Genomic DNA, 15,038 nt, shown 5'->3' on the forward strand with positions numbered 1-15,038 from the left:
CTCTATCTGATAGGCCAAAAGGGTCTTTCAGGTAGTGAATTAATCTTTAAAAATAGGTTAAATGCAAAATAAACGAACGTGATAGGCAGCCGCTCTGGCAGTGGCTGCGCTATTCCGGGGTGGGATCAGTGAAGAAAGTGGTATTGAATCTCTTCAGTTGGCTGTTCTTCCTCTTCTTCCGCTTTAAACAGCAGCTGCTGTGCGAAAGCCTCCAGAATCACCATCGACACCTGCTCTTCGCTTTGACGCATAAAAGCCACAAACTGCTCGTAAGCCACGCCAACAGAGGCAGATAAAGACTGGCAAACCACCAGTTTTGGCAAATTATCATCCTGTATGTCGATGAACGCCTTGACGGTCAGTGAACTGGCATTAATGGCCGAGAGATCCGCCGCTATCGCTAGCAGTGCGGTCGGCCGAATTTCCGCCAACGCAGAGAAGAGAATGGTGTTATCAATAAGGTCGATTTTGGCGTCAAACACGCCATCAAAATTCTGCATATGCGGCAGGTGCAACGCCTGACAGGTATCGCACTCATAAAAGCTGATGCCTGATTCGTCGAGCCACTGACGTAACGTATCCAGACTCGGGACGACGAGTGAATCCATATGACCTATGACCTCATGAGGGTTAAAACATAACAAAACCGGGCAATGAGCCCGGCAGTCGATCGCTATAGCTTACGCAAAATTGCACGCGTATACCACGAAAGCCGAAAAAACAGTCTCAGCCGCCGATTTTCAGACAAAAACCAGGGTGTGCCTGACGTTCAATCCACTCGATCATTTTGCCTGCGATATCAATACCGGTGGTTTTTTCAATCCCTTCCAGCCCCGGTGAGGCATTCACTTCCATCACCAGCGGGCCACGCGTGGCGCGCAGAATATCCACGCCAGCGACATCCAGCCCCAACGTTTGCGCGGCCTGTACGGCGATTTCGCGCTCGCGCAGCGTAATTTCCGCCACCGTCGCCACGCCGCCGCGATGTAAATTAGAGCGGAAATCGCCCTCTTTCGCTCGCCGCTCAATCGCCGCCACCACGCGATCGCCAACCACCAGGCAGCGTATGTCGCACCCTTTTGCCTCCTGGATATATTCCTGCACGAGGATATGCGCGTTTAAGCCGCGAAAGGCGTCAATCACGCTTTCCGCCGCCTGACGCGTCTCGGCAAGCACGACACCAATACCCTGCGTACCTTCCACCAGCTTTACCACCAGCGGCGCGCCGCCCACCATATCGATTAAATCGCTGGTGTCATCGGGCGAATGGGCGATACCGGTGACCGGCAGGTCGATGCCCTGCCGCGCCAGCAGTTGCAGTGAACGCAGCTTGTCGCGCGCGCGGGTAATGGCGACGGATTCATTAAGTGGATAGCTACCCAGCAGCTCAAACTGACGCAGCGCCGCCGTGCCATAAAAGGTGATCGCCGAGCCGATACGCGGGATCACCGCGTCATAATGCGGGAGCTTGCGACCTTTATAGTGGATGGACGACGCCGACGGGCTGATGTTCATATAGCAGGAGAGCGGGTCAAGAATTTCGACGATATGACCACGGCGCATCGCCGCTTCACGCAGACGCTTACAGGAGTAGAGCGTTCCATCCCGGGACAAAATGGCAATTTTCACCCTTTACCTCGCTAAAAAACCTGAAAAAAGCCTGCGTATCATACACGCACCGCCGGAATAAAAATGGCGTCCGGCGGCCTTTTTTTCTATCTAATAATCAAAATTATTCGAATCGTCTCAAGGCGCGCAGCCAACGCAGAGACCATTCGAAAGATGAAGATTATTAGCGGGTCGCCCAGCCCTGCTTGTGCAGATAATCGAGAATAAACGGACGATTCTCTTTAATGATGGTGCGGCGAATGTGATCGCTCCAGGTATCACGACGATTATTGCTTCCGCGAGAGAGGTAGTATTGCGCAAGCTGTTCATCATATTTCGCCAGTTCGTCAGCATCCAGCGGCTGATAATGGTTTTCATGCACCACGATAGACGACGGCAGGCGCGGCTTAAGATCCGGGTTACTGTCCGGCCAGCCCAGGCACAGACCAAACAGCGGCAGCACGTGTTTAGGCAGCTTCAGCAGTTCGGTCACCGCCTCAATACTGTTGCGAATCCCGCCAATGTAAACGCCGCCGAGCCCGAGGGATTCTGCGGCGGTAAAGGCGTTCTGCCCCATCAACGCCGTATCGACCACGCCCAGCAGCAGTTGCTCCGCAAGGCCAAGCTGCGCCTCCGGGCAAATTTGCAGATGGCGATTAAAATCGGCGCAGAAAACCCAGAACTCCGCCGCCTGCGCCACATGCTGCTGGCCGCCAGTCATTTCAACCAGTTGTGCGCGCATCGCTTTATCGGTGATGCGGATAATCGAACTGCACTGTAGAAAACTCGAACTGGATGCCGCCTGCGCGCTGGCGATAATCGCTGCACGTTGCTCGTCACTGATGGGCTTATCGGTAAACTGGCGAATAGAACGATGGCTGAGAAGCAGATCAATGGTCGGCGTCATCATGTTTTTCCTTATCTTGCTTAGGGGGCGTTTTGGCACTACGCCCCATCAATTGTGGTGCAACGGTTTGCGCCATGCCCCAAAACAGGGCAAAGGCGGCGGGGAGCATCAGGATTATCCCGGCGAAAATCATCACTGCCGCCGCCCCCTGGCTGGCGACCGGCTCAGGCAACGAGACATAGCCGTTGAGTGAGAGCCAGGCGGCCCCCAACAACACCATACCTATTGCTTCAAGAATCAAAACGCTTTTGGGTAACGCCCCGAGCGAACGCATGCATCCTCCGCTTAACCGTGCTGCTTTATCAGACCACAAGTCTATCTCACACGAAGCGATTGTTGCAGGGCAATTCGCCACACATAGCCAGAATGAATCGAAGCAACAGGCAGAACCTTCTTTCACGCCAGACGTAATAAGGTCATGATGAGCGCCTTATTTTAAGGTTGAGGAGAGAAACGATGTTCACCGTAATTTTTGGTCGCCCGGGGTGCCCGTACTGTGTGCGCGCAAAAGAACTGGCTGAGAAACTGACGCAAGAACGCGACGACTTCAACTATCGCTACGTTGATATCCACGCGGAAGGCATCAGCAAAGCCGATCTGGAAAAAACAGTGGGTAAGCCGGTTGAGACGGTGCCGCAGATTTTTGTCGATCAGCAACACATCGGCGGCTGCACGGATTTTGAAGCCTGGGCAAAAGAGACCCTCGGCCTGTACGCTTAATCCTTTTGATGCCCATCCAGCGGGTGGGCGTCGGCATCACGGTTTTTAAGCCGTAATAACGTGGTAACAAACAAGAAGCACAACGCCCCCAGCGCACACCAGAATACCGCACTAAACAGCCACGCCAGCTCCTGCCAGAACGAACGCTCAGAATAGAAAAACAGCCGCATCAGCACCATACATAAGGGTGCCGCCATAATCGCGCCGACCAGTGGCCGTAACACGCGACGTCCTGGCGAGATGAAGCTGGCGACCGCACCGGGAATCAAAAAGAACAATAATCCCAGTTCAGGTGCGCCAGATGCGCGAAATGCGCCCTTCATATGCAGCAGCAATGAAAAGAAAACCACGATAAAAAGCAGGAAACAGCAGATCACGCCGGTCCAGCCGCGTTCAGATCTCAAAGGATCCTCCTGAAAAATTCTCTATCAAACTCAACATTTCACCCATTGGGCGCCCAGTCAGATAAAGCATCTGGCCATCCGTGCCAAAACACTTAAGTACAAAAAGCGATTGTTGCTAGCCGAAGCGATAAGGAACGATTAAACTAACGGCTTCAATTTTTTGGTTATTTTGTAGGTACAGAACAGAGGCAACTACGCGGCTGTCTGAACCAAAACATTAGACTAAATAACCAACTCTTTCAACAAGTTACTGGTAAACAAGAAGTTAGTCTCCGTGAATATAAACGTCGCAGATTTGTTAAATGGGAATTACATCCTGTTATTATTCGTGGTGCTGGCACTTGGCCTTTGCCTGGGGAAATTACGTCTGGGTTCCGTTCAACTCGGTAATTCTATTGGCGTTTTAGTCGTCTCCCTGTTATTAGGCCAGCAGCATTTCAGTATTAACACGGAGGCGCTCAATCTCGGCTTTATGCTGTTTATTTTCTGTGTCGGCGTGGAAGCCGGGCCTAACTTTTTTTCAATTTTCTTCCGCGACGGCAAAAATTACCTGATGCTGGCGCTGGTGATGGTTGGCAGCGCCCTGCTGATTGCCCTGGGCCTCGGTAAGCTGTTCGGCTGGGACATCGGTCTGACGGCCGGTATGCTCGCAGGCTCGATGACCTCCACCCCGGTACTGGTTGGCGCGGGTGATACCCTCCGCCATTCGGGAATGGAACCGAGCTTGTTAGCTATCGCTCAGGATCACTTAAGCCTCGGCTATGCCCTCACCTATTTGATTGGTCTGGTCAGCCTGATTGTCGGCGCGCGCTATCTGCCAAAACTGCAACATCAGGATCTGCAAACCAGCGCCCAGCAAATCGCCCGCGAACGTGGTCTGGATACGGACACCAATCGTAAAGTCTATCTGCCGGTTATCCGCGCCTATCGCGTCGGCCCGGAACTGGTGGCGTGGGCCGACGGTAAAAACCTGCGCGAGCTGGGCATCTATCGCCAGACCGGTTGCTACATTGAACGTATTCGCCGTAACGGCATTCTGGCGAACCCGGACGGCGACGCGGTGCTGCAGATGGGCGATGAGATTGCGCTGGTGGGATATCCGGACGCGCACGCCCGTCTCGACCCAAGCTTCCGCAACGGTAAAGAAGTGTTCGATCGTGACCTGCTCGACATGCGTATCGTCACCGAAGAAATCGTGGTCAAAAACCACAATGCAGTGGGCCGCCGCCTGGCACAGCTGAAACTCACCGACCACGGCTGTTTCCTTAACCGCGTCATTCGCAGCCAGATCGAAATGCCTATCGATGACAACGTGGTGCTCAACAAAGGTGATGTGCTTCAGGTCAGCGGTGATGCACGACGCGTGAAGACCGTCGCCGACCGTATCGGCTTCGTCTCTATTCACAGCCAGGTTACCGATCTGCTGGCCTTCTGCGCCTTCTTTATTGTCGGCCTGATGATCGGTATGATCACCTTCCAGTTCAGCAACTTTAGCTTTGGCGTGGGTAACGCGGCAGGTCTGCTGTTCGCGGGCATCATGCTCGGCTTCCTGCGTGCCAACCACCCGACCTTCGGTTACATCCCGCAGGGTGCGCTGAATATGGTGAAAGAGTTCGGCCTGATGGTCTTTATGGCAGGCGTCGGTTTAAGCGCGGGCAGCGGCATCGGCAACAGCCTCGGCGCGGTCGGCGGCCAGATGCTGGTCGCGGGGCTGATTGTCAGCCTGGTGCCGGTGGTGATTAGCTTCCTCTTTGGTGCGTACATTCTGCGCATGAACCGCGCGCTGCTCTTCGGCGCTATTATGGGCGCACGTACCTGTGCACCGGCCATGGAAATCATTAGCGACACTGCACGAAGCAACATTCCAGCGCTGGGCTACGCAGGCACCTACGCGATTGCTAACGTATTGTTAACATTGGCTGGTACGCTGATTATCATCATTTGGCCTGGGCTAGGATAATTCTTAGTCTTAACGGTTTAGAAAAATTTTTAGGGATACAGAGAACTTTTCGCATAAGCGTCAGTCATAACTTATGCCACTGCTTTTCTTTGATGTCCCCATTTTGTGGAGCCCATCAACCCCGCCAGATTTGGTTCAAGGTTGATGGGTTTTTTGTTTTCTACGACTCTTCAGTTTCACCCACCTCGTTTTCAACCCCACATCTTTTGTTAAAAATTGCACTTCATAACTGTGCATAAATGTATTAAAATTAGGGACAGATAACCCCAAAAGGCTGCATGGAATGCCGCAAAAATTATTCAACATTGGAAGTTTTCGGGATCGCTGGCTCGCCGATTTTTTTTGCTACGCGGCCCCACACAAAGCAATCCCTGGGGAAATTCATGCCGGACTAGCCCGTAAACTCGATATCATTAACTCGGCTACGTGCTGGCAGGATCTCAAGTCGCCTCCGGGGAATCGTTATGAGCTGCTTCAGGGAAAACTGAAAGGTTACTCCTCTATCAGAGTCAATAAGCAGTATCGTTTAATATTCAGATGGATAGATGGAAAAGCATATGAACTTTACCTCGATCCCCATGAATATTAACGAATAATCCGCGGCAACATACCGTTAGCCGTCACATGAGATGGATAAAACAGATGAACCAGGCAACCCGTAAACCGACTACCCCCGGTGATATCCTGCTGTATGAATTTCTGGAGCCGTTAAATCTTAAGATTAATGATCTCGCAGAAATGCTTCAGGTTCACCGCAATACGGTCAGCGCGCTGGTCAATAACAACCGTAAGCTGACAACAGACATGGCCTTCAGGTTAGGGATTGTTTTTAATACTTCTGCTGAATTCTGGCTAAACCTGCAATCTGCCGTCGATATCTGGGAGATTGAAAACAATCCGCGTACTCAGCTTGAATTCAGCCGCATCATCACGGCAGAAGACTTTATTGCTGCACGTAAACAACAGGCGAAGGATGTGGCTTGACGTTATAACCCCGCAATCCTCCCCACCGTTTCCCGTATCTGCGCCTTTGTCAGCGGCTGGCGGTCGGTGACAAAATGCAGTGTCATCCCTTCGATAAACGCATCCAGTGCGCGGGCGGTTGCCGGATCAAACCACTGCTCCAGCGTTTGCTGGCTGCGCTGCATCCAGTTTTGCATCACGCCTTTCAGCGCCGGGCGAGTCCCCGCGAAGGCGTACAGCTGATACATCAGCGTCATATTACGTGGCGTGGTGACTTCGCTGCTAAAGATAAGCTGAGTGATGGCATCACAGGCGGCAACAGGGTTTTCAACCGCACAAAAGAAGTCACGATACTCCTGAGACATCCGTTCGGTGAATACTGTGAACGCTTCCACCAGTAACGCTTCTATACCTTCAAAGTAATAGGTCATCGAGCCAAGCGGAACATCCGCGCAGCTGGCGATTTTGCGGTGCGTGACAGCGCTGATGCCATGAGCGGCAATGGTTTCCAGCGTGGCGTCAAGGATGCGCTCCCGGCGCTGCGGATCGTTGGGTCGACGGGCCATATTTCTCCTCGTTTGTTTATGTACAAATGTACACAGCCTTGCTAGTGTTGTCGCATCATTTCGTCAACTTCGCTAAGGGATAACAACGTGACGCCCCGCAAAGCCCTTCAGTTGCGCATGTATGCGCTGTTTATGTTCTTCTTTTTACCGGGCTTGCTGATGGCCTCCTGGGCGACACGTACGCCTGCAATCCGCGATATTTTATCGGTATCAACGGCGGAGATGGGCATTGTGCTGTTCGGGCTATCGGTGGGCTCAATGAGCGGGATTCTTTGTTCGGCTCCGTTGGTGAAACGTTTTGGCACGCGCAAAGTTATTCGCACCACCATGTCATGCGCCGTCATCGGAATGCTGATTTTAAGCATCGCGCTCTGGTTCAGTTCAGCGTGGATTTTTGCCGCCGGGCTGGCGGTGTTTGGCGGCAGCTTTGGCGCAGCGGAAGTGGCTATTAACGTTGAAGGCGCCGCCGTAGAACAAGAGATGAAAAAAACCGTACTACCGATGATGCATGGTTTTTACAGTTTCGGCACGCTGGTGGGCGCGGGCGTTGGCATGGCGTTAACCGCCTTTGGTCTACCCGCTATGTGGCATATCGCCCTGGCGGCGCTGGTGGGCATTGCGCCTATCGCTATCGCCATTCGGGCGATTCCCGAAGGAACCGGTAAAAACGCCGCAGAAGGCACCGAACATATTGAGAAAGGGGTACCTTTCTGGCGCGATATGCAACTGATGCTGATTGGCGTTGTGGTGCTGGCGATGGCATTTGCTGAAGGCTCAGCGAATGACTGGTTACCGCTGCTGATGGTTGACGGCCACGGGTTTAGCCCGAAGTCCGGTGCCTTGATTTACGCCGGTTTTACCCTGGGCATGACCATTGGCCGCTTTACCGGAGGCTGGTTCATTGACCGCTATAGCCGCGTGACGGTGGTGCGCGCCAGTGCGCTGATGGGCGCGCTGGGTATTGCGCTGATCATCTTTGTCGATGTTGATTGGGTGGCCGGTGTATCCGTTATTTTATGGGGGCTGGGCGCGTCGTTAGGCTTCCCGCTGACCATTTCCGCCGCCAGCGATACCGGCCCGGATGCGCCGACGCGCGTTAGCGTGGTCGCCACCACCGGTTACCTTGCTTTTCTTGTCGGGCCGCCGCTGCTGGGCTTCCTGGGCGAACATTATGGTCTGCGCAGCGCCATGCTCGCCGTACTGGCGCTGGTACTGATCGCCGCGCTGGTGGCGCGCGCGGTGGCGAAACCTGAACCCCACGTTGTGATGGAGAGTAATGGATGAGTATCAAACTGATTGCAGTCGACATGGATGGCACCTTCCTCAGCGATGCGAAAACCTATAATCGCGAGCGTTTCCTGGCTCAATATCAGCGCATGAAACAGCAAGGTATCCGCTTCGCGGTCGCCAGCGGTAACCAGTATTATCAGCTCATCTCCTTCTTCCCGGAGATTGCTGATGAAATCGCGTTTGTTGCCGAAAATGGTGGCTGGGTAGTGGATGCCGGAGAAGATATTTTCAACTGCAGTATTCCGAAGCCGCATTTTCAGGACGTGGTGCGTTATCTGCAAACCCGGACTGAACTGGAGATTATCGCCTGCGGGAAACAGAGCGCTTACACGCTAAAACGCTACGATCAGGCATTCAAAGATATTGCCATCCGCTACTATCATCGTCTGGAAGAAGTGGATAACTTCGACAACATTGACGATACCTTCCTCAAGTTTGGTCTTAACGTCCCGGATACTCTGGTTCCCGAGATGCAAAAACTGATTCATGAAGAAGTGGGCGATATGCTCACCGCCGTCACCACCGGACATGGCAGTATCGACCTCATCGTTCCAGGCGTTCATAAAGCGAACGGTCTGCGTCTGCTCCAGACGCGTTGGGGTATTGATGACAGCGAAGTTCTCGCCTTCGGCGACAGTGGTAATGATATCGAAATGCTGCAACAGGCAGGCTATGGTTTTGCAATGGCGAATGCTTCTGATGTGGTGAAATCAGTCGCGAAATACCGCGCGCCGCATAATAACGAGGAAGGCGTGCTGGAGATTATTGAGAAAGCGCTAAACGGGGAAGACCCGTTCGCCTGAATGACTGCCCGGCAGCGCTTGCCGGGCACACACATTATTGCGGTTGGTTACTGCTGCCGACCGTTTTATCTTTCAAAAAGAAGACAACCGCCACCAGCCACAGCACGCCGTTTGCCAGGTTGAAGAGGCTAAACAGCCCATTCCCCCCTTGCAGGTACATGTGTTTGCTGACTTCGATGCCGACGGTAAAAATCAGCATCTGCAACATCCCCATCGCCGCCGAAACGGTGCCTTTACTCATCTCACTGGCAAACAGCGTCAGACGCACCAGGCCGGCATTCGCCACGCCAATACCAAACGCGTAAACGCTCAATCCTGCCGTCATCCACAGATACGCGTGTGAAGACACAACCGTCGCAGCCGCAGCCAGCACTAAACCGGCCATTATCGGCCAACCGCCCATGATAATCAGCGAACGCACGGAACGCCGAGAGGTCAGGCGCGCCAGCGTCAGGTTACCGGCGATCAGCGCGCCGAAGATAGGTACCTGTAACAGGCCATATTCATAGCTGCTTGCCTGCTCACCGCTGATAATAATCACCGGCGACTGGGCAATCCACGCCAGCAACGGCAGGCTAACAAACCCCGTCGCCAGCGCACCCGCCAGGAAACGTCCATTTTTGAGCACCAGCGCGTAATCTCGACCCAGCTCACCGAGAGAAAGCTTTTCACCAATACGCGTGGCGGTTTCCGGCATCGCACGGAACAAACCGCCAAAAGCGACAACCGAGAGCCCCGCGAACAGCACAAACATGCCTTCCCACGGCGCAACGTGCACCCAGGCCGCACCGACCAGTGGGCCAAGCAATGGCGCAATCAGCGCAACGTTCGCCATCAGTGCGGTAATTTTAATGCAGGTGGCTTCGTCGAAAGATTCCTGAATTGCCGCATAGCCTACCGCGCCGATAAAACACAGGCTGACCCCTTGCAGAAAACGCAGGAAAATAAACTGCTCAATATTCTGCACCAGCAGCGTGGCGAGACAGGTAACGATAAACCACACCACGCCGGTCAACATCACCGGACGGCGGCCAATACGGTCAGAAAGCGGCCCCAGCAGCCACTGTAAAAACATGCCGCCTGCCATATACGCCGTCATTGAGGTGGGAACCCACTCGTTGCCCGCGTTGAATTGTTCTACCACCGCCAGCATTCCCGGCTGAATCATATCGTTACCGATATAGGTGGAGAATTCGTACAGCACCAGACAGAGCGGAAAAAGCAGCGCCTGACGGCCCAGACGTTTGCCGGAAACAGAGGGATGACTCATGACCAAAACTAACTCAGTGTAAAAACGCGCAAGTTTAATCCACACATCGTAGTGACGATAGTAAATTATCGCCTGGATGTAATATTTCCGCACAATTTTACTCGTTTAAGGTTTGCTTAACGTTGAGCAGGTATAGTGTGCTGAATTCAACAAGTTAGCCTGATTAGCACGTGCATGTGAAAGCGGAATTAAGACTATCCCTCTTTACCGCTGCGGTTAAGCTTTTTAAGGTATCGGTCATTAATCTGTCATAAAAGTCTGGATGTTATGCTGGAAACCCTGAACCACCAACTCTTCGCACTATTGAATGCCACACCCGCTTCGGCGCAGTGGTTAATCTCCCTGGCGACCTTTATCGCCCGTGACCTGATTTCAATCGTGCCCTTCCTGGCGGCTGCGCTCTGGCTATGGGGGCCGAAACAGCAGGTTTGCGCCCAGCGTCAGTTGGTGGTCAAAACCGCGCTGGCGATTGTCGTCGCCCTGACGCTTTCATGGGTGGTGGGCCATCTGTTCCCGCACGATCGTCCATTTGTCGACGGCGTGGGCTACAACTTCCTGCCGCATGCCGCAGACGACTCTTTCCCCAGCGATCACGGCACGGTGATTTTCACCTTCGCCCTCGCCTTCCTGTTCTGGCACCGTTTGTGGTCCGGCGCTGTGTTAATGGTTATCGCCGGTGCAATTGCCTGGTCACGTGTTTATCTTGGCGTGCACTGGCCTATCGATATGCTCGGTGGTTTCCTGAGCGGGCTTATCGGCTGCCTGACCTCACAGATGCTGTGGCACCACTTTGGTAGCCAGATTTATCAGCGCCTGCAATCCCTTTACCGCATGCTGTTCTCGCTGCCAATCCGCAAAGGTTGGGTGCGTGACTAAGCTGTCAGGCACAGGTAATATGACAGGCTGACTCCGGCGCCCTGCCGGAGCTGGCCCGGTAGAGGAAACATGGAAACACGACGCGACGAGCGGATTGGTCAACTCATTCAGGCATTAAAACGTAGCGATAAACTGCACCTTAAAGAAGCGGCGGCGCTATTGGGTGTCTCAGAAATGACGGTTCGCCGTGACCTGAATAGCCAGGGCGGGCCAGTGGTGCTGCTCGGCGGCTACATCGTCCTCGAACCGCGAAGTGCCTCGCATTATCTCTTAAGCGATCAAAAAACACGCCTGGTGGAGGAGAAGAAACGTGCGGCACAGCATGCTGCGCAGTTGCTTAAAGCCCACCAGATGGCCTTTTTCGACTGCGGGACAACAACGCCGTGGATCATCGATGCGATTGATAATGACCTGCCTTTTACCGGCGTTTGCTATTCACTGAACACCTTTCTGGCGTTGCAGGAAAAGCCCAACTGCAAAGTGATCCTATGCGGAGGGGAATTTCATGCCAGCAACGCCATCTTTAAACCGCTGAGCGAGCACGACACGCTCGCCCATCTTTGCCCGGATATCGCCTTCTATTCCGCGGCAGGCATCGATATGATTCAGGGCGCTACCTGCTTTAATCTTGAAGAGCTGCCGGTAAAACACTGGGCGATGCGTCAGGCTCGTTATCACGTACTTGTGGCGGATCACAGTAAATTCGGCAAGGTACGCCCGGCCAGAATGGGCGCGCTGGAAAAATTTGATGTGCTCGTCAGTGATGCTGCACCTGAGCGTCCTTTGCAGGACTACTGCAAAAGCAAGAAGATTGAATTGCTGTGGTAACTGTGAGAATTAACATCATACGAATAATTTCCGTATGATGTTAATCACTCTTCCTGCGACAAATATATATTTAGTCTATATATCCATCGTCCTTCATTTTGGTGTTTTCGCAATATTCTCGCCGACATAAACCGACAATCAATACGACGAAATCCAGTACGCCAGCGGTGATGGATATTTTAATAAACGTCCAGCCATTAAGCGGGACAAACCATAGCTGAATCAGCGCCAGACATGACCATGCCACCAGGATTATCAGACAGACAATGATGGTTGTTTTCATACTTCCCTTTCAAGAACAATGACATAGGCTTCGCGCATAAAAAACAGCAGCATACGGCGATAATCCTTTTCCATTGTCACGACCCGCCAACCCTCTTTGGCATTTTTATTGAGAAAATCACTTAACTTAACAGGGTTGATTTTTGATCCGCCCAAGAGCAGGCTCCCCAGCATACCTTCCTTATAAATAACAGCTTTATATTCCTTCACGAGGGTCTCTCTAATAAAAATAAATAATAGTTAGATATTTTCTTATTCACAAAAAATAAGAATGTGCCAACGGTACAGCCATACTATTATCGGGGGTCGTCAACGAGAGACAATTTAGGAAATCTTAATGATATATTAAGAAAATACGGGCAAAGAGTTGCGTCTGCTTTGTTCTTGCCGGATGCGGCATAAACGCCTTATCCGGCCTACAAGGTTTTGCACTCTTTTGTAGGCCTGATAAGCGTAGCGCATCAGGCAATTTCGCCCGTGGTGAATGGATTAAGAGAACCAGCCACCAAACCATTCATGGAATTTCATCAGCACGAAATCGAGCATCCGGTTAAAGAACCCGCCCTCTTCCACGGCTTCCATCACGATCAACGGACGCTGTTCGATGGTTTTGTCATTCAGTTTAAAGTCAATAGTCCCGACAACCTGACCTTTCTTCAGCGGCGCGGTAAGTTGCGGCTGAGTCAGGGAGTAGCTGGCCTTCAGGTTTTTCAGTTGCCCTTTCGGTATGGTAATCGAGCCCGCTTCGCCTGCGCCCAGTTTCGCTTCGCTGGTATTACCAAACCAGACGCGCTGCGTCACAAAGGTGGCGTCTGGCTTAATTGGCGTCACAGTTTCAAAGAAGCGGAAGCCCCAGGTCAGCAGTTTCTCTGATTCACCAAAACGGATGCGGTCTGTTTTGGTGCCGAGTACCACGGAGATCAGGCGCATTTCACCCTGGCTGGCGGACGCTACGAGGTTATAGCCTGCACCCGCGGTGGTACCGGTTTTCACGCCATCGACGTTCAGGCTTGAGCTCCATAACAGACGGTTACGGTTTGGCTGGCGAATGTTATTAAAGGTGAATTCTTTCTCTTTGTGGATCGCGTACTCTTCGGGCACATCGTGGATCATGGCTTTAGTCAGCAAGGCCATATCGCGCGCAGTACTGAACTGCCCCGGCGCATCAAGGCCGTGGACGGTTTTAAAGGTGGTATTGGTGAGGCCAATCTTCTGCGCGTAGCCGTTCATCAGGCTCACGAAAGAGTCCTGGCTGCCCGCGACGTAATCCGCAATAGCGATACTGGCGTCGTTACCGGACTGGATAATCACCCCTTTATTCAGGTTCTCAACGGAAACCTGCTCGCCCGGTTTGAGGAACATGACGGAAGAGCCGCGAAGCACCGGGTTGCCGGTCGCCCACGCATCTTTCCCGATAGTCACCATGTCGGTCGGCTTAATTTTGCCCGCTTTCAGCGCCTGTCCCACGACGTAGCTGGTCATAATTTTGGTCAGGCTGGCCGGGTCAAGTTTTTCGTCCGCATTCCCTTCGGTTAACACTTTACCGCTGGAGTAATCCATCAGGATCCACGCGCGTGCGTCAATCGACGGCGCATCAGGAAGTTGTTCCGCCGCCTGCACAGCAGGTGCGACAAAAAGTAAAAGAACAGAGCCCGTCACCAGGCCACGAAGGGAAAAAGCATCACGCGTCATAAAAGCCACCCAAGTATCCATTCCAAAAAAACACGCCACTACCGTAACCGTGCTGCACCAGGCGGTGAGTAATAACGTATAAACTCTCTTAAAGAAACAGTGAGTTGGTAAAGTTTTTTAAGTTTACGCAAGATCCTCTGGATGTGCGAAAAACCTGAACAATTTTTTGATCGAGATTGCCTAAAGACTAAGATTGAATCACCATGCAAAAACGTACTGATACGAAACACTGGAGTGGTTATGATTACGCTGTGGGGCAGAAATAACTCAACGAACGTGAAAAAAGTCCGCTGGACGCTGGAAGAGCTGGAATTACCTTATCAGCAGATTATGGCGGGCATGGAGTTTGGTGTGAATCACGATGCCGAATTCCTTGCACTTAATCCCAATGGGCTGGTGCCGCTGCTAAAGGACGACGAAGCCGGTATCGTGCTGTGGGAATCCAACACCATCGTGCGTTATCTGGTGGCCCAGTACGGTCAGGGGCGCTTGTGGCAGGAGTCACCTGCTAAGCGCGCACTGGGCGAGAAGTGGATGGACTGGGCCAATGACACTTTAGCCGCCACTCACCGCCTGATCCTGATGGGGCTGGTCAGAACGCCGCCGGAAAAACGCGATCACGCAGCGATTGATAAAGCCATTGCCCAGTGCGAACCCCTGCTGGCGATTCTTGATGCCGAACTGGCGAAACAACGTTGGTTATCGGGCGAGGAATTTGGCCCTGGCGATATTGCCGTCGCGCCGTTCGTCTACAACCTGCTGGAAACGGTGAAAACCTGGCAACCGCATCCGCATCTCGCGCGCTGGTATCAGCAGCTTGCGGAGCGCCCTGCCTTCCAGAGCGTAGTGATGATCCCCGTTTCCTGATG

The 15,038-nt window shown here is 52.8% G+C and carries 19 protein-coding genes; 9 read left to right on the forward strand and 10 right to left on the reverse strand.

The window, feature by feature from the left end; all coding sequences use genetic code 11:
* Positions 1-125: 125 nt before the first annotated feature.
* From ACOXYR_RS13815 to ACOXYR_RS13830, 4 genes are all read right to left on the reverse strand, one after another.
* On the reverse strand, positions 126-608 hold the full coding sequence (locus ACOXYR_RS13815) for a type III secretion system chaperone family protein (protein ID WP_108474638.1): 483 nt from the start codon (positions 606-608) through the stop codon (positions 126-128).
* Between the two features lie 118 nt (positions 609-726).
* Positions 727-1,629 carry a 30S ribosomal protein S6--L-glutamate ligase gene (gene rimK, locus ACOXYR_RS13820; protein ID WP_421355584.1) on the reverse strand — a complete coding sequence of 301 codons (903 nt, stop codon included), beginning with the start codon at positions 1,627-1,629 and terminating at the stop codon, positions 727-729.
* A 163-nt stretch (positions 1,630-1,792) separates the two neighbouring features.
* Complete coding sequence (gene nfsA, locus ACOXYR_RS13825; protein WP_108474640.1) at positions 1,793-2,515, reverse strand: oxygen-insensitive NADPH nitroreductase; 723 nt, start codon at positions 2,513-2,515, stop codon at positions 1,793-1,795.
* Positions 2,499-2,789: a DUF1418 family protein gene (locus ACOXYR_RS13830; RefSeq protein ID WP_421355585.1), complete on the reverse strand. Its 291-nt coding sequence runs from the start codon at positions 2,787-2,789 to the stop codon at positions 2,499-2,501. Before ACOXYR_RS13830 ends, nfsA begins: the two co-directional genes overlap by 17 nt.
* 182 nt (positions 2,790-2,971) lie before the next feature.
* On the opposite strand from ACOXYR_RS13830, the gene ACOXYR_RS13835 reads away from it, so the two are divergent.
* Positions 2,972-3,235, forward strand: a complete 264-nt coding sequence (locus ACOXYR_RS13835; protein WP_015965155.1) for a GrxA family glutaredoxin — start codon at positions 2,972-2,974, stop codon at positions 3,233-3,235.
* On the opposite strand, the gene ACOXYR_RS13840 is transcribed toward ACOXYR_RS13835, so the two are convergent.
* A complete protein-coding gene (locus tag ACOXYR_RS13840) occupies positions 3,232-3,639 on the reverse strand; it encodes an inner membrane protein YbjM (RefSeq protein WP_108474642.1) in 408 nt (135 codons plus the stop codon). The two genes, ACOXYR_RS13835 and ACOXYR_RS13840, sit on opposite strands and share 4 nt — an antisense overlap.
* A 274-nt stretch (positions 3,640-3,913) precedes the next feature.
* On the opposite strand from ACOXYR_RS13840, the gene ACOXYR_RS13845 reads away from it, so the two are divergent.
* From ACOXYR_RS13845 to ACOXYR_RS13855, 3 genes are all read left to right on the forward strand, one after another.
* Positions 3,914-5,599 carry an aspartate:alanine antiporter gene (locus ACOXYR_RS13845; protein ID WP_421355586.1) on the forward strand — a complete coding sequence of 562 codons (1,686 nt, stop codon included), beginning with the start codon at positions 3,914-3,916 and terminating at the stop codon, positions 5,597-5,599.
* Positions 5,600-5,882: 283 nt separating this feature from the next.
* Positions 5,883-6,188 carry a type II toxin-antitoxin system RelE/ParE family toxin gene (locus ACOXYR_RS13850; RefSeq protein ID WP_421355587.1) on the forward strand — a complete coding sequence of 102 codons (306 nt, stop codon included), beginning with the start codon at positions 5,883-5,885 and terminating at the stop codon, positions 6,186-6,188.
* Positions 6,189-6,241: 53 nt separating this feature from the next.
* Positions 6,242-6,583 carry a HigA family addiction module antitoxin gene (locus tag ACOXYR_RS13855; RefSeq protein WP_407732416.1) on the forward strand — a complete coding sequence of 114 codons (342 nt, stop codon included), beginning with the start codon at positions 6,242-6,244 and terminating at the stop codon, positions 6,581-6,583.
* Between the two features lie 2 nt (positions 6,584-6,585).
* Here the strand turns inward: ACOXYR_RS13855 and ACOXYR_RS13860 are convergent, their stop codons facing one another.
* Complete coding sequence (locus tag ACOXYR_RS13860) at positions 6,586-7,128, reverse strand: TetR/AcrR family transcriptional regulator (RefSeq protein ID WP_421355588.1); 543 nt, start codon at positions 7,126-7,128, stop codon at positions 6,586-6,588.
* Positions 7,129-7,245: 117 nt separating this feature from the next.
* On the opposite strand from ACOXYR_RS13860, the gene ACOXYR_RS13865 reads away from it, so the two are divergent.
* Positions 7,246-8,412, forward strand: a complete 1,167-nt coding sequence (locus ACOXYR_RS13865; protein ID WP_421355620.1) for an MFS transporter — start codon at positions 7,246-7,248, stop codon at positions 8,410-8,412.
* Positions 8,409-9,221, forward strand: a complete 813-nt coding sequence (locus ACOXYR_RS13870) for a Cof-type HAD-IIB family hydrolase (RefSeq protein WP_421355589.1) — start codon at positions 8,409-8,411, stop codon at positions 9,219-9,221. Before ACOXYR_RS13865 ends, ACOXYR_RS13870 begins: the two co-directional genes overlap by 4 nt.
* 34 nt (positions 9,222-9,255) lie before the next feature.
* Here the strand turns inward: ACOXYR_RS13870 and ACOXYR_RS13875 are convergent, their stop codons facing one another.
* On the reverse strand, positions 9,256-10,491 hold the full coding sequence (locus ACOXYR_RS13875) for an MFS transporter (protein WP_108474682.1): 1,236 nt from the start codon (positions 10,489-10,491) through the stop codon (positions 9,256-9,258).
* A gap of 267 nt (positions 10,492-10,758) precedes the next feature.
* Here ACOXYR_RS13875 and ybjG point away from each other — a divergent pair, with 267 nt between their 5' ends.
* Positions 10,759-11,367, forward strand: coding sequence for an undecaprenyl-diphosphate phosphatase (gene ybjG, locus ACOXYR_RS13880; RefSeq protein WP_108474646.1), 609 nt, complete (start codon positions 10,759-10,761; stop codon positions 11,365-11,367).
* 69 nt (positions 11,368-11,436) lie between these two features.
* Positions 11,437-12,195 (forward strand): DNA-binding transcriptional repressor DeoR, encoded by a 759-nt coding sequence (deoR, locus tag ACOXYR_RS13885; RefSeq protein ID WP_108474647.1) that lies wholly within the window; start codon positions 11,437-11,439, stop codon positions 12,193-12,195.
* Positions 12,196-12,265: 70 nt separating this feature from the next.
* On the opposite strand, the gene ACOXYR_RS13890 is transcribed toward deoR, so the two are convergent.
* The 3 genes from ACOXYR_RS13890 to dacC form a co-directional block, all read right to left on the reverse strand.
* Entirely contained in the window at positions 12,266-12,478 is a 213-nt protein-coding gene (locus ACOXYR_RS13890; protein ID WP_108474648.1) for a hypothetical protein, read from the reverse strand.
* Positions 12,475-12,687: a DUF4177 domain-containing protein gene (locus ACOXYR_RS13895; RefSeq protein ID WP_421355590.1), complete on the reverse strand. Its 213-nt coding sequence runs from the start codon at positions 12,685-12,687 to the stop codon at positions 12,475-12,477. Before ACOXYR_RS13895 ends, ACOXYR_RS13890 begins: the two co-directional genes overlap by 4 nt.
* 279 nt (positions 12,688-12,966) lie before the next feature.
* Positions 12,967-14,169: a serine-type D-Ala-D-Ala carboxypeptidase gene (dacC, locus tag ACOXYR_RS13900; protein WP_421355621.1), complete on the reverse strand. Its 1,203-nt coding sequence runs from the start codon at positions 14,167-14,169 to the stop codon at positions 12,967-12,969.
* A gap of 240 nt (positions 14,170-14,409) precedes the next feature.
* Here dacC and ACOXYR_RS13905 point away from each other — a divergent pair, with 240 nt between their 5' ends.
* Positions 14,410-15,036: a glutathione S-transferase family protein gene (locus ACOXYR_RS13905; RefSeq protein ID WP_108474650.1), complete on the forward strand. Its 627-nt coding sequence runs from the start codon at positions 14,410-14,412 to the stop codon at positions 15,034-15,036.
* The last annotated feature ends 2 nt before the right edge of the window (positions 15,037-15,038 follow it).

The organism is Pseudocitrobacter faecalis (assembly GCF_965231525.1).
GTDB lineage: Bacteria > Pseudomonadota > Gammaproteobacteria > Enterobacterales > Enterobacteriaceae > Pseudocitrobacter > Pseudocitrobacter faecalis.

Excerpts from the sequence above, each read along its gene's own strand:
- ACOXYR_RS13870 (WP_421355589.1), top strand. The coding sequence starts at position 8,409 with ATGAGTATCAAACTGATTGCAGTCGACATGGATGGCACCTTCCTCAGC.
- ACOXYR_RS13890 (WP_108474648.1), bottom strand. The coding sequence starts at position 12,478 with ATGAAAACAACCATCATTGTCTGTCTGATAATCCTGGTGGCATGGTCA.
- ACOXYR_RS13855 (WP_407732416.1), top strand. The coding sequence starts at position 6,242 with ATGAACCAGGCAACCCGTAAACCGACTACCCCCGGTGATATCCTGCTG.
- ACOXYR_RS13830 (WP_421355585.1), bottom strand. The coding sequence starts at position 2,789 with ATGCGTTCGCTCGGGGCGTTACCCAAAAGCGTTTTGATTCTTGAAGCA.
- ACOXYR_RS13860 (WP_421355588.1), bottom strand. The coding sequence starts at position 7,128 with ATGGCCCGTCGACCCAACGATCCGCAGCGCCGGGAGCGCATCCTTGAC.
- deoR (WP_108474647.1), top strand. The coding sequence starts at position 11,437 with ATGGAAACACGACGCGACGAGCGGATTGGTCAACTCATTCAGGCATTA.
- nfsA (WP_108474640.1), bottom strand. The coding sequence starts at position 2,515 with ATGACGCCGACCATTGATCTGCTTCTCAGCCATCGTTCTATTCGCCAG.
- ACOXYR_RS13815 (WP_108474638.1), bottom strand. The coding sequence starts at position 608 with ATGGATTCACTCGTCGTCCCGAGTCTGGATACGTTACGTCAGTGGCTC.
- ACOXYR_RS13835 (WP_015965155.1), top strand. The coding sequence starts at position 2,972 with ATGTTCACCGTAATTTTTGGTCGCCCGGGGTGCCCGTACTGTGTGCGC.
- ACOXYR_RS13875 (WP_108474682.1), bottom strand. The coding sequence starts at position 10,491 with ATGAGTCATCCCTCTGTTTCCGGCAAACGTCTGGGCCGTCAGGCGCTG.
- ybjG (WP_108474646.1), top strand. The coding sequence starts at position 10,759 with ATGCTGGAAACCCTGAACCACCAACTCTTCGCACTATTGAATGCCACA.
- ACOXYR_RS13865 (WP_421355620.1), top strand. The coding sequence starts at position 7,246 with ATGTATGCGCTGTTTATGTTCTTCTTTTTACCGGGCTTGCTGATGGCC.
- ACOXYR_RS13905 (WP_108474650.1), top strand. The coding sequence starts at position 14,410 with ATGATTACGCTGTGGGGCAGAAATAACTCAACGAACGTGAAAAAAGTC.
- ACOXYR_RS13850 (WP_421355587.1), top strand. The coding sequence starts at position 5,883 with ATGCCGCAAAAATTATTCAACATTGGAAGTTTTCGGGATCGCTGGCTC.
- dacC (WP_421355621.1), bottom strand. The coding sequence starts at position 14,169 with ATGACGCGTGATGCTTTTTCCCTTCGTGGCCTGGTGACGGGCTCTGTT.